General features: G+C 37.9%; 21 protein-coding genes and 1 pseudogene. 7 read left to right on the forward strand and 15 right to left on the reverse strand.

Annotated features, from left to right (window positions below; all coding sequences use genetic code 11):
- Positions 1 to 5: 5 nt before the first annotated feature.
- Complete coding sequence (locus ACT3CD_RS16180; RefSeq protein WP_444646700.1) at positions 6 to 779, reverse strand: LytR/AlgR family response regulator transcription factor; 774 nt, start codon at positions 777 to 779, stop codon at positions 6 to 8.
- Complete coding sequence (locus tag ACT3CD_RS16185) at positions 779 to 1804, reverse strand: sensor histidine kinase (RefSeq protein WP_444646701.1); 1026 nt, start codon at positions 1802 to 1804, stop codon at positions 779 to 781. Before ACT3CD_RS16185 ends, ACT3CD_RS16180 begins: the two co-directional genes overlap by 1 nt.
- A 492-nt stretch (positions 1805 to 2296) precedes the next feature.
- On the opposite strand from ACT3CD_RS16185, the gene ACT3CD_RS16190 reads away from it, so the two are divergent.
- From ACT3CD_RS16190 to ACT3CD_RS16205, 4 genes are all read left to right on the forward strand, one after another.
- The gene (locus ACT3CD_RS16190; RefSeq protein WP_444646702.1) at positions 2297 to 3586 is read left to right on the forward strand and encodes a TolC family protein; all 1290 of its coding nucleotides are present in this window, start codon (positions 2297 to 2299) and stop codon (positions 3584 to 3586) included.
- A 166-nt stretch (positions 3587 to 3752) separates the two neighbouring features.
- Positions 3753 to 4772: an efflux RND transporter periplasmic adaptor subunit gene (locus ACT3CD_RS16195; protein WP_444646703.1), complete on the forward strand. Its 1020-nt coding sequence runs from the start codon at positions 3753 to 3755 to the stop codon at positions 4770 to 4772.
- A 173-nt stretch (positions 4773 to 4945) separates the two neighbouring features.
- A complete protein-coding gene (locus ACT3CD_RS16200) occupies positions 4946 to 8122 on the forward strand; it encodes an efflux RND transporter permease subunit (protein WP_444646704.1) in 3177 nt (1058 codons plus the stop codon).
- Between the two features lie 162 nt (positions 8123 to 8284).
- Positions 8285 to 8578, forward strand: coding sequence for a PG0541 family transporter-associated protein (locus tag ACT3CD_RS16205; protein WP_444646705.1), 294 nt, complete (start codon positions 8285 to 8287; stop codon positions 8576 to 8578).
- A gap of 21 nt (positions 8579 to 8599) precedes the next feature.
- On the opposite strand, the gene ACT3CD_RS16210 is transcribed toward ACT3CD_RS16205, so the two are convergent.
- A complete protein-coding gene (locus tag ACT3CD_RS16210; RefSeq protein ID WP_444646706.1) occupies positions 8600 to 8881 on the reverse strand; it encodes a hypothetical protein in 282 nt (93 codons plus the stop codon).
- A gap of 81 nt (positions 8882 to 8962) precedes the next feature.
- Here ACT3CD_RS16210 and ACT3CD_RS16215 point away from each other — a divergent pair, with 81 nt between their 5' ends.
- On the forward strand, positions 8963 to 9415 hold the full coding sequence (locus ACT3CD_RS16215; RefSeq protein WP_444646707.1) for a YhcH/YjgK/YiaL family protein: 453 nt from the start codon (positions 8963 to 8965) through the stop codon (positions 9413 to 9415).
- Positions 9416 to 9670: 255 nt separating this feature from the next.
- Here the strand turns inward: ACT3CD_RS16215 and ACT3CD_RS16220 are convergent, their stop codons facing one another.
- From ACT3CD_RS16220 to ACT3CD_RS16240, 5 genes are all read right to left on the reverse strand, one after another.
- Positions 9671 to 10813 (reverse strand): MFS transporter, encoded by a 1143-nt coding sequence (locus ACT3CD_RS16220; RefSeq protein WP_444646708.1) that lies wholly within the window; start codon positions 10811 to 10813, stop codon positions 9671 to 9673.
- A gap of 697 nt (positions 10814 to 11510) precedes the next feature.
- Positions 11511 to 11936 (reverse strand): type II toxin-antitoxin system VapC family toxin, encoded by a 426-nt coding sequence (locus tag ACT3CD_RS16225; protein WP_444646709.1) that lies wholly within the window; start codon positions 11934 to 11936, stop codon positions 11511 to 11513.
- Position 11937: 1 nt separating this feature from the next.
- Entirely contained in the window at positions 11938 to 12186 is a 249-nt protein-coding gene (locus tag ACT3CD_RS16230) for a DUF6364 family protein (RefSeq protein WP_444646710.1), read from the reverse strand.
- Positions 12187 to 12688: 502 nt separating this feature from the next.
- Positions 12689 to 12949 (reverse strand): Txe/YoeB family addiction module toxin, encoded by a 261-nt coding sequence (locus tag ACT3CD_RS16235; RefSeq protein WP_444646711.1) that lies wholly within the window; start codon positions 12947 to 12949, stop codon positions 12689 to 12691.
- Positions 12949 to 13203 carry a type II toxin-antitoxin system Phd/YefM family antitoxin gene (locus ACT3CD_RS16240; RefSeq protein ID WP_444646712.1) on the reverse strand — a complete coding sequence of 85 codons (255 nt, stop codon included), beginning with the start codon at positions 13201 to 13203 and terminating at the stop codon, positions 12949 to 12951. Before ACT3CD_RS16240 ends, ACT3CD_RS16235 begins: the two co-directional genes overlap by 1 nt.
- A 199-nt stretch (positions 13204 to 13402) precedes the next feature.
- Between ACT3CD_RS16240 and ACT3CD_RS16245 the strand changes: the two genes are divergently transcribed.
- Positions 13403 to 13654: a hypothetical protein gene (locus ACT3CD_RS16245; protein ID WP_444646713.1), complete on the forward strand. Its 252-nt coding sequence runs from the start codon at positions 13403 to 13405 to the stop codon at positions 13652 to 13654.
- A 77-nt stretch (positions 13655 to 13731) separates the two neighbouring features.
- Here ACT3CD_RS16245 and ACT3CD_RS16250 read toward each other — a convergent pair whose 3' ends face one another.
- From ACT3CD_RS16250 to ACT3CD_RS16265, 4 genes are all read right to left on the reverse strand, one after another.
- The gene (locus ACT3CD_RS16250) at positions 13732 to 14022 is read right to left on the reverse strand and encodes an addiction module antidote protein (protein WP_444646714.1); all 291 of its coding nucleotides are present in this window, start codon (positions 14020 to 14022) and stop codon (positions 13732 to 13734) included.
- Positions 14023 to 14026: 4 nt separating this feature from the next.
- On the reverse strand, positions 14027 to 14326 hold the full coding sequence (locus tag ACT3CD_RS16255; protein ID WP_444646715.1) for a type II toxin-antitoxin system RelE/ParE family toxin: 300 nt from the start codon (positions 14324 to 14326) through the stop codon (positions 14027 to 14029).
- Positions 14327 to 15058: 732 nt separating this feature from the next.
- Positions 15059 to 16588, reverse strand: a complete 1530-nt coding sequence (locus tag ACT3CD_RS16260) for an ATP-binding protein (RefSeq protein ID WP_444646716.1) — start codon at positions 16586 to 16588, stop codon at positions 15059 to 15061.
- Positions 16589 to 16761: 173 nt separating this feature from the next.
- Entirely contained in the window at positions 16762 to 17712 is a 951-nt protein-coding gene (locus ACT3CD_RS16265) for a hypothetical protein (RefSeq protein ID WP_444646717.1), read from the reverse strand.
- A 372-nt stretch (positions 17713 to 18084) separates the two neighbouring features.
- On the opposite strand from ACT3CD_RS16265, the pseudogene ACT3CD_RS16270 reads away from it, so the two are divergent.
- Positions 18085 to 18420 (forward strand): annotated as a pseudogene (locus ACT3CD_RS16270) (transposase); the annotation flags it as partial.
- Positions 18421 to 18728: 308 nt separating this feature from the next.
- Here ACT3CD_RS16270 and ACT3CD_RS16275 read toward each other — a convergent pair.
- From ACT3CD_RS16275 to ACT3CD_RS16285, 3 genes are all read right to left on the reverse strand, one after another.
- Positions 18729 to 19676 carry a YARHG domain-containing protein gene (locus tag ACT3CD_RS16275; RefSeq protein ID WP_444646718.1) on the reverse strand — a complete coding sequence of 316 codons (948 nt, stop codon included), beginning with the start codon at positions 19674 to 19676 and terminating at the stop codon, positions 18729 to 18731.
- A gap of 214 nt (positions 19677 to 19890) precedes the next feature.
- On the reverse strand, positions 19891 to 20739 hold the full coding sequence (locus tag ACT3CD_RS16280) for a reverse transcriptase family protein (protein WP_444646719.1): 849 nt from the start codon (positions 20737 to 20739) through the stop codon (positions 19891 to 19893).
- Between the two features lie 5 nt (positions 20740 to 20744).
- On the reverse strand, positions 20745 to 21044 hold the full coding sequence (locus ACT3CD_RS16285) for a helix-turn-helix domain-containing protein (protein WP_444646721.1): 300 nt from the start codon (positions 21042 to 21044) through the stop codon (positions 20745 to 20747).
- Positions 21045 to 21943 lie beyond the last annotated feature (899 nt).

Raw genomic sequence — 21943 nt, forward strand, 5'->3', positions numbered from 1 at the left:
AATGCTCATTGGTGATTTTCTGAAAAATGTTTTAACAGAGCCGGCCTCATGACTTTGCTGACCGAGATGGTGTGTGTGCCCACCTTAACCAGGTTCCCATTTATTTCGGTCACTTTATTAAGAGCTACAATGTACGATTTGTGAATACGCATGAAGCGATTGCCCGGCAGTTCTTGTTCCAGTTTACGCAACGAAAACAGTCCCATGTATTTGTTGTCCTTGGTGTGAAACGTTACATATTCAAGCGCGCCTTCTATGTAAAGAATATCGTCGTATAGCAATTTTATAATTTTGCGGTCTGACCGAACGATGATAAAATCTTTTCCTTCTTCTTTTTCCTGAATAATTGGGGTTGATACGGTATTTTGTTCTGTGGCATCCATCAATAATAATTTTTTTCTAAAATTAAGAATGGTGGTAATTTTATTGACGGCTTTAATAAAGCGTGGAAAAGAAACCGGTTTGAGCAGGTATTCAGTGGCATTCACTTCAAATCCCTGAACAGCATATTGCGGATAGGCCGTAACAAATACAGTGATGGGGGCCAGCGGAAATCCCATGTTTTTGATGAAATCCATCCCCGACATTTCCGGCATTTCTATGTCGGTGAAAATAACGTCAATATCGCCCTTGGTGATGGTGTCGATGGCAGCTATGGGTGAGTCGAACGATTCAACCAGCCTGAACTGCGGTATTTTTGAGATATAATCGGCTAAAAGTTTTCGGGCCAGGTATTCATCGTCGATAACTATACAGTTATATTTTTCCTGAGATGCCATTATTTGTAGAGTTCAAGTTCTATTTTATGAAAATTAGCTTCGCTGATGATGTTCAGTTTGTGTTTTGCAGGGTAGAGCAGATTCAGCCTGTTACGTGCGTTATCAATGCCAATGCCACGGTTAAATTTTTTGCTTTGTGGAACATTGTCGGGGACACTGTTTTCAACGCTAAAATAGAACTTTTCGTCGGTTTGAGAAAGATGAATGGTGACAAATCCTTGTTTGTTTTTTTCTATTTTACTATGCTTAAATCCGTTTTCAACAAAGGTAACTAATAACATGGGAGCAATTTGGTAATTGTCGTCATACGGACCGGCATAAAATGTGATATTTTGCCTCTTTTCGGTTTTTAGTTGCTGAAATTCAAGAAAACTACTGATATAATCAATTTCTTTGTATAAAGAAATAAATTCTGATTCGCAGTCGTATAACACATAACGCAACATATCTGACAGCATGGTAATTTTTTCGGGTGCCGATTTGTCACCTGTATAGGCCATGGAGTATATGTTATTTAGTGCGTTGAACAGAAAGTGTGGATTTATTTGTGTCTTCAGAAATTTTAATTCACTCTCGGCTTTATCGCGTTTTAGTGTTTCTATCTCAATATTGGTTTTTTCTTGTTTTGCTACTAAGTAGCGGGTCATGCTGACCCAAAAAGCCATGAGACATAAAATGAGATGAAGAATAAATGGGCCCAGTAATTTGAAATGTGAAGGGGTTAAATCGTCGGTGAAAAAATGCCGGTACACAATTTCTGCCAATACGCCAAAACCTGCCAGTAGAGGCATTAATGCAGCATTGTAAAGCCGGAACTTACGTTTGTCTGTTTCGTAATACCGGGGCATAAATTTTCGCAGGTTCAGATTGTAAACCAGGTATTGCATTGGCACAAACAGAACGACGTGAAATAGTCCTCTTATCAGGTTTATTTGCAAGCCCAGTACAAAGTAAAACAGAGCCAGTGCAACCCAAACAGCATAGGATGTCAATAAATTGTACCAATTGTTTATTTTTGCCGGCATATTTTTTCTTTTATTGAGATGAATTATTTCGTGTTTCCCCAAAAATTCTAAGGGTAGATCAGAATGCTTCATTATTGAGGCTTCCGAAGTTTTAAATATGTGAGTCTATTGTCGTAAATGACTATTATTAAAGCGAGAGTAACAAAAATAAATGACGTTTTTTTGCTAACTCAATCTATATTCCGATGCAAAATTATAACTTTAATTTATTGTTAATTCTTCTTTTGGTTTTATTCAAGAATCGCTCTGATTTGTTAAATTATCCGATTATTGAAATTTTTTGGGCTGAATATTGAAAGCTCTAGTCTATTGCTTGATATTTTTTTCATTTATCAAGGAATGAGATGATATTTGTATCCTGTTTTTTTCAGGCAAACTGAATGGATGTTGTTGTTTATTGCTTATTTAGAGTCTGTCCATAAAGTCAGGACTTTGATAGACAAGCTTTATTTTTGGCTGTGTTTGTAGAATATTAAATTATAAAATAAGAAAATGCGAAAAAGGCTTTTATTTTTTTTGATGACAGTGTTTTATCTTGGTTCTTTGTCAGCTCAGGATACGCTTAACCTGACGCTTGGTGATGCTCAGCTGCAAGCGCTGGAGCAGAATAGAACATTGAAAAATGCAACACTTGACGTGCGCGTGGCTGAGGCGAGCCGATGGCAGACACTGGCCACTATGTTGCCACAAGTCAGCGCAACTGCCGATTATAGTAATATGTTTGATTACCAGATGAATCTGGGCGACTTTAAAATTTCAATGCCCAATTCATTAACAACGGGACTTACGGCTTCGGTGGCTTTGAGTGGCGCACAAGTGGTTGGGGTTCAACTGAAAGATATTGCCAAACGAATGTCGGATATCACACTTCGGCAAACCGAAAAAGAGGTCACTGATCAGGTTAAGAAGCTTTATTATTCGGCTTTGGTGCTCGATGAGACCATTGGGCTGCTGGAAGAGAATTTGTCAAATCTGGAGAAATTGTTGTACTACACCAATCAATCGATTAATGTGGGCGTGCTGGTGCAAACCGATGCCGACCTTATTTCGGTCCGGATTGCTTCCATGAAAACCAGTATTAGCGCCAATAAACGGTCGTTGGAAATGATCTATAACTCAATGCGTCTTCAGCTTGGTCTGGATGTGAAGACCGAGATTAAACTGGTTGAGAATTTGGATGATTTGATGCGCATTGATAATGCAATTTCTTTGCTTGATGTTAATTTTGTGCTTGACAATAACTACAATTATCAACTGCTGAATGAGAGTCTGAACCTTTCTAAAAAGCAGGTGACATTGAAGAAATGGGCATTTGCGCCTTCGGTGTCGGCCTTTTATCAGTATTCTGAAAAAAAATATTACAGCGACGAAGCGACCATGAATTCAACACCTCCGAATTTATTTGGCGTATCGCTTACCGTACCTGTTTTTTCTTCTTTTAGCAGAGTAAAAGCTGTGCAGGAGGCCAAGTTCGGCTATCAAAAACAGTTAAATACGTTTGACGACACCCGTGAGTCATTGATTATTCAGCATCGTCAATTGGTGTACAATCTGAGTTCGGCTTACGAAAGCCTCGAAACGCAAAAAGAGAATATGGTGGTGGTTCAACGGGTGTTCGATGATATTTCACGCAAATATGAGCAGGGTATGGCGGCCAGTCTTGATGTTACCAATGCCGGAACCGATTTAACGACTGCCCAGAGTGCTTATGTTCAGGCTCTGCTCGATGTTGTTAACGCGCAAATTGATCTGGAGAATCTTCTTAATCTTAATAATAATTAGGAGGTTCATTTAGGCGCTGGCTAGAACCAGGTAATAGAACATTACGGTTTGCGAGCTCTAAAAAGGTAAGTCTTTTTCCACGACCATTTAGATGACCAGTGTGATGGTTAAGTACTATTTTATAGACAAGAATTAATTAATAGAACAAAATAAAAAAACTAATAATATGAACAGTGTATTCAGAACCGTTGTAGTATGCAGTGCTGTTGTTGTTATGGCCGGTTGTGGTTCGCAGCAACAAGATGCTCAGCAGGGTGAAGCTGAAAGAACGGAGATTGTAAAAGTTTCTCCGATTACAAAACAGAAGGTGTCACGCGAAATTGAACTGTCAACCACGCTCGAAGGCTACGAAACTGTGAAAATTGCGCCTTCGGTTACAGGCAATATTGAACATATTTATGTGGAGGTTGGGTCTGCCGTTAATGCCGGTGATTTGTTGGTGCGTATGAACCAGAATCAGTTAAATACCACCAAACTGGCATTTGCTAATAGCGGCGTTGAGTTTGAACGTATTAAAGTATTGCACGAAACAGGTACTGTGTCACAACAAACCTACGATCAGACTGAATTGGCTTACAAACAGACCAAAGAAAATCTTGATTTTCTGGAAGCCAACACTTTTGTAAAGGCGCCTTTCCGTGGTGTTATTTCCGCTAAAAATTATGAAGATGGCGAATTATATAGTGGAAATCCAATTCTGGAGCTGACACAGACGCATCTGCTCAAAGCCTTAATTGCAATTCCGGAATTATATATTCCATATGTACAGAAGGGGATGGATCTGAAAGTTACCACAGAAGTGTTTGACAAACGTGAGTTTCCAGCTAACATCGAAATTGTTTATCCAACCATCGATCCGAACACACATACTTTTCAGGTTAAGATTAAAATTCCAAACAGTGACAATCAACTGCGCCCGGGTATGTATGTCCGTACGACTTTGCAATTAGACCAGGTGGATGGTATCATGGTGCCCTATCAGTCTATTCTGAAGCTGACGGGGTCCAACGAACGCTATGTGTTTATTAACGACGGCGGTGTGGCTAAACGTGTTAGCGTAACTCTGGGTAAACGTTTTGACGATTTGATTGAGATTTTTTCTGACGAGCTAAAGGTGGGCGATGAATTGGTCACCATGGGGCAAGCGAAACTTATCAATGGTATTAAATTGAAAGTGGTGGAATAATGGTCTTTACAACTGGATTTGTCTTGTTTGTAAAGAGGGGACTGGAGCGCCATGTTTCTGATTGTATTTGTCTTTTTTGAACGGGCGTCTTCTTTCTTATCATAAAAATATTAGGTGTTTAAAACAGAGTGCGGTATTGTCGTACTCGTACAAACCTTTGATTATTAAGTAACATGAGTATATTTAAAACATCAATCAATAAACCGGTTACAACAGCCCTTATTTTTGTAGCCGTGATGGTGATAGGATTGTATTCGTTAAAGCAATTGCCTATTGACCAATATCCGGAAATAGAGCCACCCTATATTTCGGTTATGACTTCGTATCCGGGGGCTAATGCCAGTGAGGTGGAAACCAATGTAACACGATTACTGGAGAATAGTCTGAATTCGGTGGATGGGCTCAAGGAGCTGACTTCTAAATCAATGGATAATATGTCGTTGGTTACGCTTGAACTGGAGTGGGGGAGCAACCTTGATGAGGTGATTAACGATGTGCGTTCGTACATCGATATGACCAAGGATAATTTGCCCAGTGGTGCTTCAAATCCTTTCATTTTTAAGTTCAGTACCAGCTCAATGCCTATCATTATGTACTCTGTTACGGCTAATGAAAGTTACGCAGGGTTATATAAAATTCTGAATGATGTGGTTATGCCACAATTGAATCGTGTGGATGGTATTGGTAATATTTCGTTGTCGGGTGCGCCTGAGCGTTATGTGTATGTTGACATTGATCAGGTTAAACTGGACGCTTACAATATTTCGCTCGAAGCGGTTGGCAATGCTATCAGTGGTAATAATCTGAATCAATCATCGGGGACGGTGAAAATGGAAAAGGAACAATATCAGTTGCAGGTTCGAAGCGAATACGTTGAAAGTTCCGAAATAAATAATATTGTGGTGTCAACCACCAATGACGGCCGTCAGATTTTTGTGCGCGACATTGCAACGGTTAGAGATACCATTAAAGACCTGACCCTCGATGAAAAATTTAATGGACAGGATGGGGTTCGTGTGGTTATTGCCAAACAATCGGGTGCCAACACCGTCGAAATTTGTCGTGAGGTAAACAAAGAGATGGCGAATATTCAGAAACTATTGCCATCCGATATCAAAGTGGATATTATTTACGACTCCTCTACCAATATCGAAGATTCTATCAGTAGTCTCGAGGAGTCTATCCTTTATGCTTTGCTGTTTGTGGTACTGGTCGTTTTGGTTTTTCTGGGACGCTGGCGGGCGACGGTCATTATTAGTCTTACAATCCCGATAGCCCTGATTGTCTCGTTTATTTATCTGGCTTTTGTTGGTAGTTCTCTTAATATCATTTCTTTGTCGTCATTGACCATTGCTATTGGAATGGTGGTTGACGATGCGATTGTGGTACTTGAAAATATTACACGGCACGTTGAACGGGGATCCAGTCCGCGCGAAGCGGCTATTTATGCCACCAATGAGGTCTGGGTTTCGGTAATTGCCACCACGCTGGTGATTGTGGCCGTGTTTGTTCCTTTAACGATGTTGGGCGGATTGGCCGGTATTATGTTTAAAGAATTGGGCTGGATTGTCACTATTGTTGTGGTTACATCAACGCTGGTTGCCATTTCGCTGACGCCTATGTTGAGTTCAAAGCTGCTTAAAGCACGTAAAGTTAGTGTTGATGAGCATGGTAATGTGATTCCCGAGGTGCCTAAAAGTAACTGGTATCAGAAATATGTGGTAGGTGCTTTCGACCGTCTGGATGCCTGGTATGCTAAGGTGCTTCGTTATAGTTTGCATCATAAAAAACTGACTTTAGGTATTATCATTTCTGTGTTTATTGTGACGATGCTTCCCTTGTTTTTGGGTTTTATTGGTACTGATTTTATGCAACAAAGCGACATGGGGCGTATAACTGTCAGTGTAGAACTTAATCGTGGTACCCGTCTCGAAGAAACGTTGAAAACAGCCCGTCAGCTCGAAAGCCGGTTTATGTCTCTTGCCCCCGAAATTAAAGTGGTGTCAACCACCGCCGGTTCTTCCGATGACGCCGGTATTTCGGCCCTGTTCTCGTCTTCTACCAATAACACCATTTCGATGACGGTTGTATTGGTTGATAAGCGCGATCGTGAGCGCAGCGCTTTTGATGTGGCCGAAGATTTGAGAAAGGAAATGGCCCGATATCCTGAAATTATTGATTTCCAGGCTCAGGTGTCAAGTGGAATGGCAGGCGCTGCTTCTACTGTTGATGTTGAAATTTATGGACACGATTTTGACCAGACAAATATTCTGGCTGAGCAAATTCAAAATAAACTAAAGACGGTTTCGGGTGCCCGTGATGTAACCATCAGTCGTGATGACGACCGCGCTGAGTTGAAGATTAATGTGGATAAGGAGAAACTGTCGCGTCTTGGTTTAAACGCCACAATGGTGTCGGCTTATGTTTACAACCGTGTGGCTGGCATGTCGGCAGGTTATTTGAAGGAAGATGGTGAAGAATACGATATTAAGGTGCGGGTTAAAGAAGAGGATCGAAATTCCATTTCCGATATTCAGTCACTTTCCATTCCTACCGCAAAGGGGAACGTTAAGTTGAGCGAAATTGCTACCGTTGAAGAATACTGGACGCCTCCAACCATTGAACGTAAAAGCCGGCAGCGGATTGTTTCGGTGAAGGTGACGCCTTACAAAATTTCGTTGGGCGAATTGGCTATTAATATTGAAAATGCCATACAGAATATTGAAGTGCCACAGGGTGCCACTATTCGACTGGCAGGTGACTATGAAGACCAGCAGGAGACTTTTGGCGATATGATGTTGTTACTGGCATTGATTGTTTTGTTGGTTTATATTGTGATGGCTTCTCAGTTTGAGTCCATGTCTAAACCTTTCATCATTATGATGTCTGTACCTTTTGCTTTCTCTGGTGTTGTAATGGCCTTGTTTGTCACCGGAATATCGCTGGATATGATTGGTGCCCTGGGGGTAATCATGCTGGTGGGTATTGTGGTTAAAAATGGGATTGTTCTGGTCGATTATATTAACCTGATGCGCGATCGTGGTTATGAGTTAAACGAAGCCATTGCACTGTCGGGTTCTTCGCGTTTACGACCGGTATTAATGACCGCATTTACAACTATTCTGGGAATGCTCCCCATGGCTCTCAGCCAGGGTTCGGGCTCTGAAACATGGCGTCCAATGGGCGTGGTGGTAATGGGTGGTTTGATGTTTTCAACCCTTGTTACGCTTATTGTTGTTCCTGTGCTGTATGGTATTATGTCACGACACGGCGAACGCGATAAAGAGGAGAAAAATCGTAAGGAATTTTTCTTCCTCAGAATATCCGACGACGAGAGCACTAGCAAATAAAGTTTGTTGAAAGAGCGACGTATCTTTTGTCGTTCTTTCAGCAACCGATAAATGAATTAAAAATTTAAACATCTGAAACGAGCCATGGGAGTTATTTCACGCACAAGATGATGATTAATTCCGGCGAGTTTCATGTGACCTTAATAAATAAATTATCAACACATGAAGTCAGTTTTTATAGTTTTTAACCAGGCCAACACCGAACGTGTTGAATATATGCTTGAATATCTGGGCATCCGGGGATTTACTTTTTTTGAGCAGGTACAGGGACAGGGGAGTGTTGATGGAGAGCCGCGTCGTGGTACGCACACCTGGCCGGAGATGAATTCGGCAGTTATCACAATGGTTGAAGACGATCAGGTTGACCCGCTGCTGGCTACCGTGAAAAAACTGGATCGTCGTAATAAGGATATTGGGGTGCGGGCTTTTGTCTGGGATATTGTGAAATCCTATTAGTGCCGTGTTTAACAATCAGTGTCAGCAAAAAGTAAGTTTACCGGGTTGTTTTTGGGGGTGTCCGGCTGCTGATTTGAGGTTGGCTGCCCCCTTGTGTTTAAGAAAACCAAAGTTGTTCTTTTGAATGGTTTTTGAAGCCTTTAGGTAGCTATTGTTTATAAGCCTTTCACGAGGGGGCGAAAAGTACCAATACTTTTTGTGAACACCCGGAAACTTATTAAATAGCGCAATTGAAACGTAACGAAATGGTGGTTTCTTGCTGACACTAAATGGATGAAGCTGTTGATAAAAAAAAAAAATCATGATTTGGCATTTTGCGTCGCGGGCGTACAATCTTTTATAACTTTGTAGCCTTAAAAATGAACTTCAATTAAACTTTTTGTTATGATTATAGATACGCTCGAAAATGCTTCAAGGTATTTTATGTTACATCCTTCTTTGGAGCAGGCTTTTGATTTTTTGGAAAATATTGATGACGAAGATTTTCCGGAAGGAAAAAATGAATTGGTTGCCGATCATTTGTTCGTTAATGGCATGATACGCGACACCAAAAATTATGAGGATAGTATCTGGGAATCTCATGATAAATTCATGGATATTCACTTTTTGGCCGACGGTGAAGAACGCATTTTTTATGCCGACGGCTCTGAAATGAAAATAGCTCAGCCTTATAATGCCGAAAAAGATATGACGGTGTATGAAGGCAATGGCGTTGAGATATTTGTGCCTGATAACGGTTTTGTCATCTTTTTCCCGGGCGAAATTCATAAAGCCATGGTACATACAGGTACCATTAAAAAAATTAAAAAAGCAGTGGTGAAACTGGGGATGGAATAACACCCCGTTCAGCTTGAGTTATCGAAGAGGGCTTCCTGATTTGGAAATGCCCTCTTTTGGTTTTATCATCTTTGGTAGCGTCTGCAACAGATTTAAAAAGGCGGATCGAATATGTGGCCTATTCACGATAAATTTTGTCCCGTTTTATTTGAATGACCTGCTCACGAATGATGTAATGCATCGTGGCAGCATGAATGCATCGTGGCAGCATGAATGCATCGTGGCAGCATGAATGCAGCCACTACATGCGTGTCGTTATTTGTTTGTCCTTACTTTTTGGGAAAAATAGAGTGACAGAAGTGCTAATCCGGCGGAAGCAAAAAACGGAATACGCCAGCTGATGGTCCACAAGAGGCCGCCAATGACCGGCAAAATGACTGCTGTTAAATGATTGATGGTAAAACCCACCGACATCGATGGCGCAATATCTTTTGGATCGGCCTGTTTTCTGAAAAATGAATTGATGGAAATAACAAAACTAAAGAATAGATTATCTACCAAATACATTGCAGTCGCAAAATGGGCGTTTTCGATAAGTGCATAGCCCATAAACACTAAGAACAACCCTGAATACTCAATGGTCAACATTGTGCGCTCTCCATATCGATTAACAGCTTTGCCAACGACCGGACTTAAAAAATAAGTGATGATATTGTTAATTATAAATAGCGTAGTGATAAAGGCTACCGAAAAATGGTATTTCTGAACCAGCAGAAATATGGAGAAGACCATGAAAATTTGTCGCCGTGCGCCACTTAACAGGTTCAGAACATAAAAAAGCCAATATTTCTTTTTTAAGACTAATTTTTTGTGCTGTGGCGGCAGGGTTTTATCCACAGGCTTTTTCGTGAAGGAATAAAGACCCATAAGCACTACAATAGCGCCAATAATGGTAAATATGTAGTTTATCTCCAGATGTTTCGATATGATCCAGATGAACACGCCAACCCCAACATTGCCTATTGCTGTATAACTTTTTAGTTTTGCCAGCACTATCGGCACTCTTTCGCCTGCAAAATACTGTAGCGTTAGCGATTGGTTACTCGTTTCAAAATAATGAAACCCCATCGATAGGGTTAGTGTTGTCAGTAATAATCCTCCGAATGATGGAAACAAACCCACCATAAGGTTGCCAATGCCAAGTGTGACGATGGCCAGTGCGGCAAAACGATGTTCTGCTACAATCAGTAAAATAAATACGGCGAAGAACGTCAGAAAGCCGGGAATTTCCTTTACCGATTGAATGGTGCCAACCTGAAAGGAATTAAGGCCAATGGTATCAACGGCAAAATTATTAAACAAGGTCTGCCATCCCTGAAAACCTATTGCTGAGGCTAAAACAAGTAGCACCAGGTAGGCGTACATCGGGTTTTCTTTGTAATTTTTAAATTTGTTCATAACATAATTAGTAGCAGCAATAAAACTTAATTGCTTATTAAGAAACATTCAAATTCAAGGTTTGCGTAGCTCGAAAAAGGTGAGGTTACCAGGGTAATTGACCATTATGAAAGCAAACGTAACGCAGAAGAACAGACTCTGGGTCGCATATTTTTTTTAAGGCACAAAAGTAGTCATTTGTTGACATGTCTGACTTAAATTATACGTCTCTTGCATTTTTTTTTGAATTTTTCCCCCATGATGTTTAAAATCGATGTTGACTAAATCCCTTCGGAATAGCTCATATCACAAATTACCCGAACACGTAAGCGAAGATGAGATCAATGGGTATCTGGCGGCTCTGAGAGGCCGGTGTATGACGATTGCGGTGCAATAACCTATAGTTACAACAATTATATGAGAGATAGTCCGGCGGGTGCAAGTCTCTTATGTGCCTGGTTAACACCGGGAAACATTAGTAAGTCGCAAGCTGGTTTGGAGTGATTCATGCAGTGAAGTGAGCGAGCCTGCAAAAGGCTGAACTGACGAACAGGAACGGAATAAGAGGCATAATTGTATGGGTCAGTAACCACATCATAAGTCGTTCCCGGCAAGGGGAATGGGCAATTGCTCAAAGTCCTGTTTTAGGAACAACCATCACTATTTCAAGACTAAAGAGGCACAATGGCGGTCATTTCAGCGTCAGCCGTCTACTCCTTTAGCGGCTGGCGATAATAGACTTTATGTAAGATTCTGGCGTTAAGACACCAATCTCACTTTTACTAAAATCTTTTAAATTTCGAGTTAAAATCACATCGATTTCTCCATTTTTCATCGCAGCAAAATTTTGCAAGCTGTCCTCAAAATTTTTAAATCCAGAGTTGAGAGCATTGCTTACAACTTCCCTATCCATAAGCAAAACATCTGTAATCATGAGTAATTGTTTTAGGTTATCAATCACTTTATCGTGTCTTGCTGTTTGTCTTAATAAGTAATAAACATTACTATAAATCACAGGAGTAACAAATCCTTTTATTTTATTTGTCTCACATAATCCTATTACTTGCGTAGAATACTCTGCAAAAGGCTGCCTGTCAAAAAAGAAATCTAAGATTACATCAGTATCAATTAATACTTTATCCATATTACAAATATTTCTTTGATAGTCCCTTTGCTAACTCCTCTTTGTAATCAAATTGTTGTGGTGCTTTAAAAGAACCTCGTAATGAAGAAGCTATTGGAGTCGAATCAATTACTTTGGTATTATCTTCCTTTATTATCACTTTGAGGTAATTCTCAACAATATCAGATAAACTTCTCCCTTTACCTTTAGCATAATGCTTAGCCTTTTCAATTAATGCCTTTTCAATTGTCAATGTTAGCTTTGTATTCATAACACGGCCGTTTAATTATTAATTTATACGTGCAAAGTTACAAAATAGAATCTAATCCGTGCGAATAAATATCAAATTGTACGTATTGCAACTGGGTGGCTAGCTTGCCGCTAACGACTCGACTAAGAAACGTAAGTGATTTCAAGCCTTCAAAAGTCTGAACTGACGAACAGGAACGGAATAAGAAGCATAATTGTATGGGTAAGTAACCACATTATTAGTCGTTCCCGGAAAGGGGGATGGGCAATTGCTCAAAGTCCTGTTTTAGGAACAACCATAACTATTTCAAGACTAAAGAGACGCGGTTACATATCTATGCCGGAATTTCATTTGTCGCTTAACCCATCAAGGTACAAACCGCCGTATATGCACCCGAGTGAAAAATATCCTGTGAATATTTTGAATGAAAGGTTGGAGCAGAGCTCGCGTACGTACAGTGGTGTGAGAGGCTATCCGCTGTGCTTTTAGCCTGGCGGCAGTCTACTCGATTAGGTGCGTGTTTCTAGTTATCATAATGAAATCTACAAGAATAAATCAATGTTTCACTTTCCCGGTATTGATATACTAATCTGTGTTCTAAATCAATCCGACGAGACCAAAATCCAGCCAAATCGTATTTTAATGGTTCTGGCTTACCAACCCCCTCATAAGGAGTTCTTTGGATATCCTTAATTAGTTCGTTTATCTTTCGAAGTGTTTTTTTATCCTCTTTTTCCCAAGAAAGATAATCTTCCCATGCGTTTTTTGAAAAAGTAATTCTCATCAGTCCTCTATCAAATTATTCGTGATTATATCACCTTTTTTCATTTGATTTATGGACTCATACAATCTATCCGCATTAGTTTTTGAACTTAACAGATGTACAGTCTCCATTATTGAATTATACTCATCCAATGAAAGCATTACAGTGCCTTTTCCTGTCTTCCTCTTTACTATCAATGTCTCATTATTATCTTCAACATTATCAAGGTACATTTTTAATTTTGTCCTAAATTCTGAAAAATTTGCTGCTATCATAATCTACTTATTTAAGTAATTAATAAAGTACGAATATAAGTACTTATTTATGGATTGTCAAATTTTTATTCTCATTTGAAGGTCTGAACATGCAGCCTAACGTTATTGTAAGCGTAGTGCGAATTTGCTTGCACTTACTTACCAATTTATTAAGTAGCGAATTTAATTTTTGTACGCTTTAAAAACACATTTGAGTTTTGTGAAGAAATTAAATGTGCGGGGTTTATTAATTGCTCAAAGTCCTGTTTTAGGAACAACTATAACTATTTCAAGACTAAAGAGACGCGGTTACATATCTATGCCGGGACTTCATTTGTCGCTTAACCCATCAAGATACGAACCGCCGTATATGCACCAGAGTGAAAAATATCCTGTGAATATTTTGAACGAAAGGTGGGAGCAGAGCTCGCGTACGTACGGTGGTTTGAGAGGCTCTCCGCCAGTATTTTAGCCTGGCGGCAGTCTACTCGATTGTGGTGCGTTTTTGTTTTTTTGTCTTTATGTCAATGAGGAATCGTCTATTATATTTTAAGCAACACCACCTATTGGATTTATCTTAATTTGACCTCCAATAGCTTTTAATACTTTCATAATTGTCTCAAATTGAGGCTTTGATCCCTCAGATAAAGCTTTATATAAGCTCGGTCTACTTAGTCCAGTTTCCTCCGCAATTTTAGTCATTCCAATTGCTTTTGCAATATGTCCAATTGCAGTAATAACATCAGAATTATCTCCTTCCTCCAAAACAGCGTTGAGATATTCTGTAATCATTTCGTTACTATCTAAATAATCTGCTATGTCGAATTTTGAAGCTTCCATATCTCTACTTTTTAAATTTTTTTAAAATGTCTTTTGCCTTTTCAATGTCTTTTGGTTGGGTTGATTTGTCTCCGCCAATAAGTAGAATAATAATTTTTCCGTCTTTTTCTTTAAAATAAACTCTGTATCCTTTAGCATAGTTTATTTTCAGTTCTCTAATTCCTTCTCCAACAGGCCTACAATCTCCAAAGTGTTCATCGCTTTCAAGCTTTTGAATCCGGAATAGTATTTTTGCTTTGGCTCTTAAATCTTTCAGTTTTTTAAGCCATTTGTCAAACTCAACTGTTTTCTCAATAAAGTACATTTACTAATGTGTATTCATTTGGATACAAATTTAGATAATCTTTTCGAATCAACAAAGGCTTTTTTTGGTAATTCGCAGCGTCATTTTAAATGCACCACAACGCCCCGCGGTATGGAACGTTTGGGAGAGCGGGTTTCGTTCATATCTACCGTTACCAAACTTTGATGCGTGGCAGAATACTCGAATAGCTACTTTCCCCCAAATGTTTTATGACCGCTTGTGTGTTGGCTTGAATGGTAAATATAAACAAATTTTCACATTTTATTGTGAGAAAGTCCGACGAGTGCAAGTCTCTTATGTGCCTGGTTAACACCGGGAAACATTAGTAAGTCGCAAGCTGGTTTGGAGTGATTCGTGCAGTGAAGTAAGCGAGCCTTCAAAAGTCTGAACTGACCAACAGGAACGGGATAAGAAGCATAATTGTATGGGTCAGTAACCACATCATAAGTCGTTCCCGGAAAGGGGGATGGGCAATTGCTCAAAGTCCTGTTTTTAGGAACAACCATAACTATTTCAAGACTAAAGAGACGCGGTTACATATCTATGCCGGAATTTCATGTGTCGCTTAACCCATCAAGGTACGAACCGCCGTATATGCACCCGAGTGAAAAATATCCTGTGAATATTTTGAACGAAAGGTGGGAGCAGAGCTCGCGTACGTACGGTGGTGTGAGAGGCTCTCCGCTAGGCTAATGGCCTTGCGGCAGTCTACTCTATTGTGCTTTCGTGCTTTTAGTTTTGATTGTCAATAAAAGTTCTCATAAGTCTAATTGATTCGCTTAATTGATTTTCATCAAATCTCACATTATGATTATTTTCAGGATGATGTATTTGATGTCGAATATATTCAGTCAATATCTTTTGCTCAGTGAGTGTTGAGCCATCTCGTCTAAGTCGTATATAATCAATAGTTTCTTTTCCTTCTTTAAAATCATTTATTAGACCCTCACTTTCCAAAAAACCATATAATTCATTATGATATTCTTCTGATATTTCCTCAAATGCCGCATAATTTACCTCATTCAGAGATGGATAAGGAAGTTGTCCAGGTGCAACTGAATTGACAGTCTTTACTCCGTCTTCAATCTGTATCAACCTCAACTGGTCAAAAGCCATTTTTTTAACTATAACTGGACTATGTGTTGTCAATAAAATTTGAGTATTATCTGCGCCCGATAAATTAATTAATGCTTGAATCAATAACTTTTGATGCGCTGTGTGTTGGGATGTTTCTGGTTCTTCAATTGCATAAATGACACTAGGAACATTTCTCTCTCTTCGTCTCCGGTCGGCTTCAGCTCTAAAAAAGTTTAAGAGAATAAGCCTTTTTACGCCACTTCCTCTTTTGTTAATAGGAATATCTTCGTCACCTGTAATGGAAACCTTCTTAAAAACGTCATTCCACTTTAGACTGTCTGATGAAGGAATAACAGGATTTAAACTATCCGCAATTTGAGGGTTCATCTCGCGTAGTTTGTCTAGAGTTAAATCCGCAACTTCCTGTAACTTTCCTTCAACAAGCTCTGCAACACCCGCCAATGTTTCCTGAATTTGATTATCATTCATTATTTGTTTTACAGCTTCATTCAAAGGGTCTTGAACCTCATTGTCTCCATCGCTATTTTTTCGGTCGGACTGGAAAAGTGTGTAAAGAGGTAAGTAATTCTCTAATTTATCCCAAATTGACTTTGTTTCCCCTTTTGTAACATCAATTTCAATTTCTTCTAGCTCAAGGTTTTCTGAGTGGTGAGACCAAATAGCTGTTCTCATAACAGCATTTATAGTTCGGTTTTCGCATTCAATTTCATTATCTGCAACTATTTTTTGAAGGGCTTTTTGAGTTTTTAGAAGAAGGTCAGAGCAATTTTCATTTGTTGGGTGATTAGCTTTTATAAATACTTTCTCACTACCACCGTTGTTATATCTTTTTATTATTTCTAAATGACCATTTACATTCAAAAGATATTCACTTTCTAAAGATGTTTCATATGTGCTATCAATAACAATTGAATTAGGGAATTGGTCAAAAGTTAGAGATATTTCAGTTATTGTATCTCCATTGGATAGACAAGTTTTATTTACATCATCTTTGTCCATTTTTATGGCACCTTTCCCTTTATTAAAGAAGATGTCAAGGGCTTCTAAAATTGTAGATTTTCCTATATCATTTTTACCAACAAATGTTGTAAGATTCCCAACTGATATTTCAATTGGTTCCTGATAACTTCTGAAGTTTTTAATTTTTATAGTTTGCAGTCTCATAGTTTATTGTTGATTGGTTTTTCAGCATGAAGCACAACGGTAAATTGTTTGTTGTCGTTGCGGATTACGTGTGATTATCAGTCCGGGTACGGACGGATGATCGTGCGAGAATCCGAACAACGAATACGCACTACCACCGCTATGCAATAAACAAAATGTTATGGGGGCGTTTTTTATTTATCTCTTATTTCCATTAGACTGATTGGTTTATATCTCTCACAATAAATTTCAATTCCTAATTTCATAATTAGCGCAATTATCGAAGCAGCAATCATTTTTATTCCTACTCCCAAATTTACCAAACAAGAAATCACTGCTGATCTGATGTATCCTTTTGATAAAACAATTTTCATCCCATTGTTGAACCATGTTTTGTAAATATCACTTTCTGGATTACATAAAGAATTATAAATAACTCTTTTTACTGACTCGAAGACTGTTTGTCCAACTTCGGTATCTTTGATTTTTTGTGTAGGGCTTGGCAAAGCTAATCTTTCAGCAGAAGGAAGTTGTTTAGTCGAGTAATCATATACCAAAAACATCAACTCTTTTGTTGCTCTTGGTGATGCTTGTCCTATTTGTGCAAATATTTCTTGTTCTGTTAAAGTCTGAATAATTCTTATTACTTCTTGTTCAATTTCATCCTCATTATAACTTACATCATCTGAACTCTTTAATGTACAAAGAGCAACTTCTTCGTTAAATCTGTTAATTATCTCTTTGTGAAAAATCTTTCTTGTCCTATCTGACTTTATAACGCTTTTGTTAGTTAGTACTTCTTTTATATATGGTTTCGCTTTTATTATTTCCTGCATTCGAACATAGCATATTGCCATAAGGGATGTTGTCTCAAGATAGATTCTTGTATTCTTGTTAAGAACCTCTCTATTTGAGTTTAATCCGTTAATTGCAAAATCATAATCGCCAAGTTCTATTGAAAGTTCAAATAATTTATTTTTGGACTGACTCAAACGAACAAAATGATTAGTCGGTCTTAATAAAACTTGCAAATCTAAAACCAATGCTTTAGCTGCTTGAATGTCCTGATTTTTTATTGCGACTTCAAGTTTGGGCTCAAGTATTTTAAGTCTTTGTTTTTGTATGTCTGAAAGTGGTGTGTTCATTTTTTAGTCTTGTTTAAATGCCCCATAACGCCATTATCGTTTATGGTCTAAAAGGGTTATTGTCTTTATATTACATTTATATTGTCTTTTTGCCGGTGATTTCCGGAAAAACAGACAATGAATTTACTAATTCGCTGCTATTTATCAAAAAAGTTGAACAAAAACTGCTTTCATGTTTAGATGGTAGCCATGGCGCATAAAGAGCAAATCTTCAAAAATGAACCTTCGCTGCTTGGGGAGAGCCATGCTGCCATTTGGCAGAATCATGCTGCCTTGGGGGAGGAGCGTGCGCCCCGAGGTTCTCAAGGGGTCGCCGTTACACATTTTTGTCCAATTTCAACATCTTGAAACGGAAATGTTTCGTTATATCCAAAAAAACTACCGCCACTCAAAGAGGGATCGTTTCTGCGTCGATTCTGCCTGCATGTCATGCCGGATGGTTACGTACGCATCCGTCGGTTCGGCATTTATCACCATTCCACAAAGCGCCATCTGAATTTGCAATTTGTGCCGGATGAGAAACCTGACATTGACCAATTGATGGTACCCAAAAAGGAAGAAACAGCTTCAGAACGTATTTTAAGATTAACCGGGATTGACGTGACCAAATGTCCTCATTGCAAAAAGGGACGTCTGATTGTCATAAGAACTATGCCCAGAATTTGGTCACCCGCAGGATCTTCTATGCTTTTTGCAAAGTTGCTGTAACCAACAAAACACCTCCCTTAAAAACTTCATGAACATGGGGTTAGTGGTTAGGGGGTGTATTGTCTAAAGGGTAGGTTTTAAGCCAAAAAGAGATTGGTTTTTAACTTTTGAGTTGCAAAATGCTCTCTTTTTTTAAAAACAAAGAGTTTAAAGCAACACAATTAAAGCATGGGCATTCTTCTCAAAAACATAAAAAAACGACAGTAGGTCCATCGTATTTTGTTGTAGTTCTACCGGGATGTCGTTCAACCTGGAGTAATCGCTGGGTCGTGCCGACCGCTCATACTCCTATATATTGTGCTTCGTAATTATTCCTCAAATTTCTTTATCAAATCAATATTGTATTTTTCATTATCAGTAAAGCAAAATTGAAACTCCCCATTTCCTCTCTCATTATACCACTCTTTTTTAGAAAAATAATCTTGTAAATCCTTTGACTTAAAAATATATCCATATTGAGCAAAAATTTCGTTTCTCATCAGTCTCAGTTCAGTTTGATTTCTATTCTTCAAATCAGAATTTGTCAGTTTTTTGAGCGAACCCTCTGGATATTCTCTGAATCTGTAATATCTCTTATTATACGAATAGAAAAGACTGTCATTATTTCGATATAACCTATTTTTATAGTCTAAAATATGATAAGGTTTGTCTCCAACTGGAGAACTTTTAATAAACCCTAATCTATAAATATTATCATAACCCAATATTCCAATTATTTCATTATTGCCATCTTTATCTATATTTCGGAATGCTTTTATCCTAATTGTAGAATCCATGCAAATAGTCGGTTTGGATGTCGAGTCAACTGCTATTATAGTATGGTAATCATAATCACTCCCGTACAAATACTTAGAAAATATCAATCCAGTCGATTTTTTATTTATTGCAACAACTTTAAAATTATATTCCTTATTGTCTAAGATTATATTATCAATCGAATCACATTCAATTTCATTCCCCCAAGCATCAAGATTATCAATAGTTAAATTACCTAACTTATTACTTATTGAAATCCTTCTATACCCATGGTCATCAAAAGTTTTGTAAGTCTGTGTATTTGTATATTTAATGTCGATTAGCTTTAAAGTGTCAAGAATTGTATCATAATCTAAGTCTAGAATGAATGTCTTTTCTATGAAATATGATTCTGCAAACTTATTTTCAACACTTTTGGTTTTTGCACTTATGGTATCTTCAGTATTGACAATTTTATTTGATTCTCTGGTTCCGTTACTACAAGAAATCAATAAAATCAAGGTGCAAACTATTATAGTCTTTTGTGTTATTTTCTTATTTATAATGCTCATGATATTTCGGGGTATCTTTTTATGAAGCACAACGGTGGCGGTATGAAATCGTTGGGGATTGCGGGTTACTTTCCTATCCAGTTACACCAAACTTTATGCGTGGCAGAATGATCACATAACCACCTAAACCCCAATATTTTATACCGCGTGTTAGAGTGCGTATTTAATGTTTTTTCTTCCTTATTTTATTTATATAATCAATTCTCATTAAATGTCCTTTTCTAGAATTCTCTGAGAGCATTAAATCCTTTGACTTTATATAAGCAGATTCAGGTGCTGAAATTCCATTATTTTTAACTACAACTCCTGTTACAATCGGGTTTTTAGAATAGTATCTAGTTTTATCAAAGTTAATTTTCAAGTCTCTTTTTCTAAGTTCTTCTAATATTTCAACGGACCTATTTTTAAAGTCTACTGGACTAGAAATAGTTAAATCGTCAACATAAAGAGTTACCTTGAATTGTTCTTTAATATATTTTTCTAACAAATCATTTGCACAATCATAAACTACCAATGCAGCTAAATAGGATGAAGTTGGACACCCCTGAGGAATTGCTCCTTCTTTAGTACATAATCTTGTAATTATCCTTGCAACATCTGGATAGAAACCAATTTTTCTTAATGCCTTCTCAACACGGGAATAATGAATTGATGGATAAAAATCCTTTAAATCAGTTTGGAAAAAATACTTATTCCCTTGATGTACCCTTGCATTAGTAACAGCATCCTTTCCTTTAATCCCACCGTAGAAATATTCAGGCAATTCGTATGAATAAAGGACTTTATTTAAAATTTTTGATTGGAGAACTTTTAGTTCTTTGATTGGAGCATTTATTGGTCTGGTTTGTGGTATTCCGTCCTTAAGCTTTTGTCTACCGTATTCATCTTTTTTTGGTTCTTCCCATGCACGATAGAAACTATCTTCATTAGAATCCAGTTTTAAAGCAATATTATTGAGCTCCTCTTTTTCACAATGAAGTGCATATGCTAAATCTTTGACTCTCCGTTTCAAAATAACTATGCTGTTTCAGCAATAAATACATCGCTTATTAATCCTTTTATGGATGGTTCCAACAATTTAAATGCCGCTTTTTTAGAATCAGCGACATCGTCCATATCCAAAGAAAGGAATACTAAAATAGGAAGAGGCATGGATAAAGCAGATGAAATTTGCTTTAACAAACTCAAAGTCGGTTCTTTTTTTCCTTTTTCAATAAGGGATAAATAGGATTGCGATAATCCACAAATCTCAGCAAAATCATTTTGTTTAAATCCTTTTTGCTTTCTGAGACCTTTTATTGCGTTACCTATATTCATAGTTACTTATTTTAATTAAAAAAAAGAGAAGTGTGGAATTAGAATAAGTCGCTAATATCATCAACTCCGAAGAATTTTAAATATCTAATGACCAAGGAGAGAATTTCAAACAATCGACTTTGGCTACTGCCACTTTCATTGCTTTTCATCTCTTCTAACTCTTCTAAGATTTTTTCTAGAAGAGCTTTGTCTGCTTCCGAGAACTCGTACCCGTTCTCATTTAATAATGACCTAACCCCATTTGAGAGGTGGTCTAATCTGTGTTTTAACATATTTATGTATTTATGAACTATGGCATTATTGCCTGCTCATTCAATAGCACCAGTCCATAATAGATACGTTCAAACACTTCTCGATTTCCTGCTTTTTTAAAAAGGAGATAATCCAATTCTAAATAAGCATGGAGCGTAACATAACAACATCTCTTAGTCTAGTCGTTGTCTTTCTCAACGGGACAGGAGAATTCTTGTGTGTGCTACAAGAACCCAAAATGGGTGGAGGCATTGCCTCTTCAATTGCTTTAATAATTTAAAATCAAAACACTTGGACTGATTTACACAGATATTTCAAAGAACTACGATGCAAATATAATCAAATAATATTACCCACAGTAATATTTTAGATATTTTTTCGAATTTATTTTATCTGTCAGTAATATTTTCGTTTGAATATCTTGATGCTAAGTTGCAAATTGGTTAGCTGTGACGGTTTATGCACTCTAACACCCCCATAACGCCATTATCCTTTATGACCTAAAAGGGTTATTGTCTTTATATTACATTTATATTGTTTTTTGCCGCGGCTTTCCGGAAAAACAGACACTGAATTTACTAATTCGCTGCTATTTATCAAAAAAGTTGAACAAAAACAGCTTTCATGTTTAGATGGTAGCCATGGCG

Source organism: Geofilum sp. OHC36d9 (assembly GCF_052400685.1).
GTDB lineage: Bacteria > Bacteroidota > Bacteroidia > Bacteroidales > Marinilabiliaceae > CAZHHH01.

Bases quoted from the DNA above. Each gene is read 5' to 3' on its own strand.
- ACT3CD_RS16240 (WP_444646712.1), bottom strand. From the start codon at position 13,203: ATGATAGCAGCAAATTTTTCAGAATTTAGGACAAAATTAAAAATGTAC.
- ACT3CD_RS16260 (WP_444646716.1), bottom strand. From the start codon at position 16,588: ATGAGACTGCAAACTATAAAAATTAAAAACTTCAGAAGTTATCAGGAA.
- ACT3CD_RS16285 (WP_444646721.1), bottom strand. From the start codon at position 21,044: ATGAATATAGGTAACGCAATAAAAGGTCTCAGAAAGCAAAAAGGATTT.
- ACT3CD_RS16180 (WP_444646700.1), bottom strand. From the start codon at position 779: ATGGCATCTCAGGAAAAATATAACTGTATAGTTATCGACGATGAATAC.
- ACT3CD_RS16200 (WP_444646704.1), top strand. From the start codon at position 4,946: ATGAGTATATTTAAAACATCAATCAATAAACCGGTTACAACAGCCCTT.
- ACT3CD_RS16235 (WP_444646711.1), bottom strand. From the start codon at position 12,949: ATGAGAATTACTTTTTCAAAAAACGCATGGGAAGATTATCTTTCTTGG.
- ACT3CD_RS16250 (WP_444646714.1), bottom strand. From the start codon at position 14,022: ATGGAAGCTTCAAAATTCGACATAGCAGATTATTTAGATAGTAACGAA.
- ACT3CD_RS16195 (WP_444646703.1), top strand. From the start codon at position 3,753: ATGAACAGTGTATTCAGAACCGTTGTAGTATGCAGTGCTGTTGTTGTT.
- ACT3CD_RS16205 (WP_444646705.1), top strand. From the start codon at position 8,285: ATGAAGTCAGTTTTTATAGTTTTTAACCAGGCCAACACCGAACGTGTT.
- ACT3CD_RS16210 (WP_444646706.1), bottom strand. From the start codon at position 8,881: ATGATTTTTTTTTTTTATCAACAGCTTCATCCATTTAGTGTCAGCAAG.
- ACT3CD_RS16255 (WP_444646715.1), bottom strand. From the start codon at position 14,326: ATGTACTTTATTGAGAAAACAGTTGAGTTTGACAAATGGCTTAAAAAA.
- ACT3CD_RS16225 (WP_444646709.1), bottom strand. From the start codon at position 11,936: ATGGATAAAGTATTAATTGATACTGATGTAATCTTAGATTTCTTTTTT.
- ACT3CD_RS16185 (WP_444646701.1), bottom strand. From the start codon at position 1,804: ATGCCGGCAAAAATAAACAATTGGTACAATTTATTGACATCCTATGCT.
- ACT3CD_RS16265 (WP_444646717.1), bottom strand. From the start codon at position 17,712: ATGAACACACCACTTTCAGACATACAAAAACAAAGACTTAAAATACTT.
- ACT3CD_RS16215 (WP_444646707.1), top strand. From the start codon at position 8,963: ATGATTATAGATACGCTCGAAAATGCTTCAAGGTATTTTATGTTACAT.
- ACT3CD_RS16220 (WP_444646708.1), bottom strand. From the start codon at position 10,813: ATGAACAAATTTAAAAATTACAAAGAAAACCCGATGTACGCCTACCTG.
- ACT3CD_RS16190 (WP_444646702.1), top strand. From the start codon at position 2,297: ATGCGAAAAAGGCTTTTATTTTTTTTGATGACAGTGTTTTATCTTGGT.
- ACT3CD_RS16230 (WP_444646710.1), bottom strand. From the start codon at position 12,186: ATGAATACAAAGCTAACATTGACAATTGAAAAGGCATTAATTGAAAAG.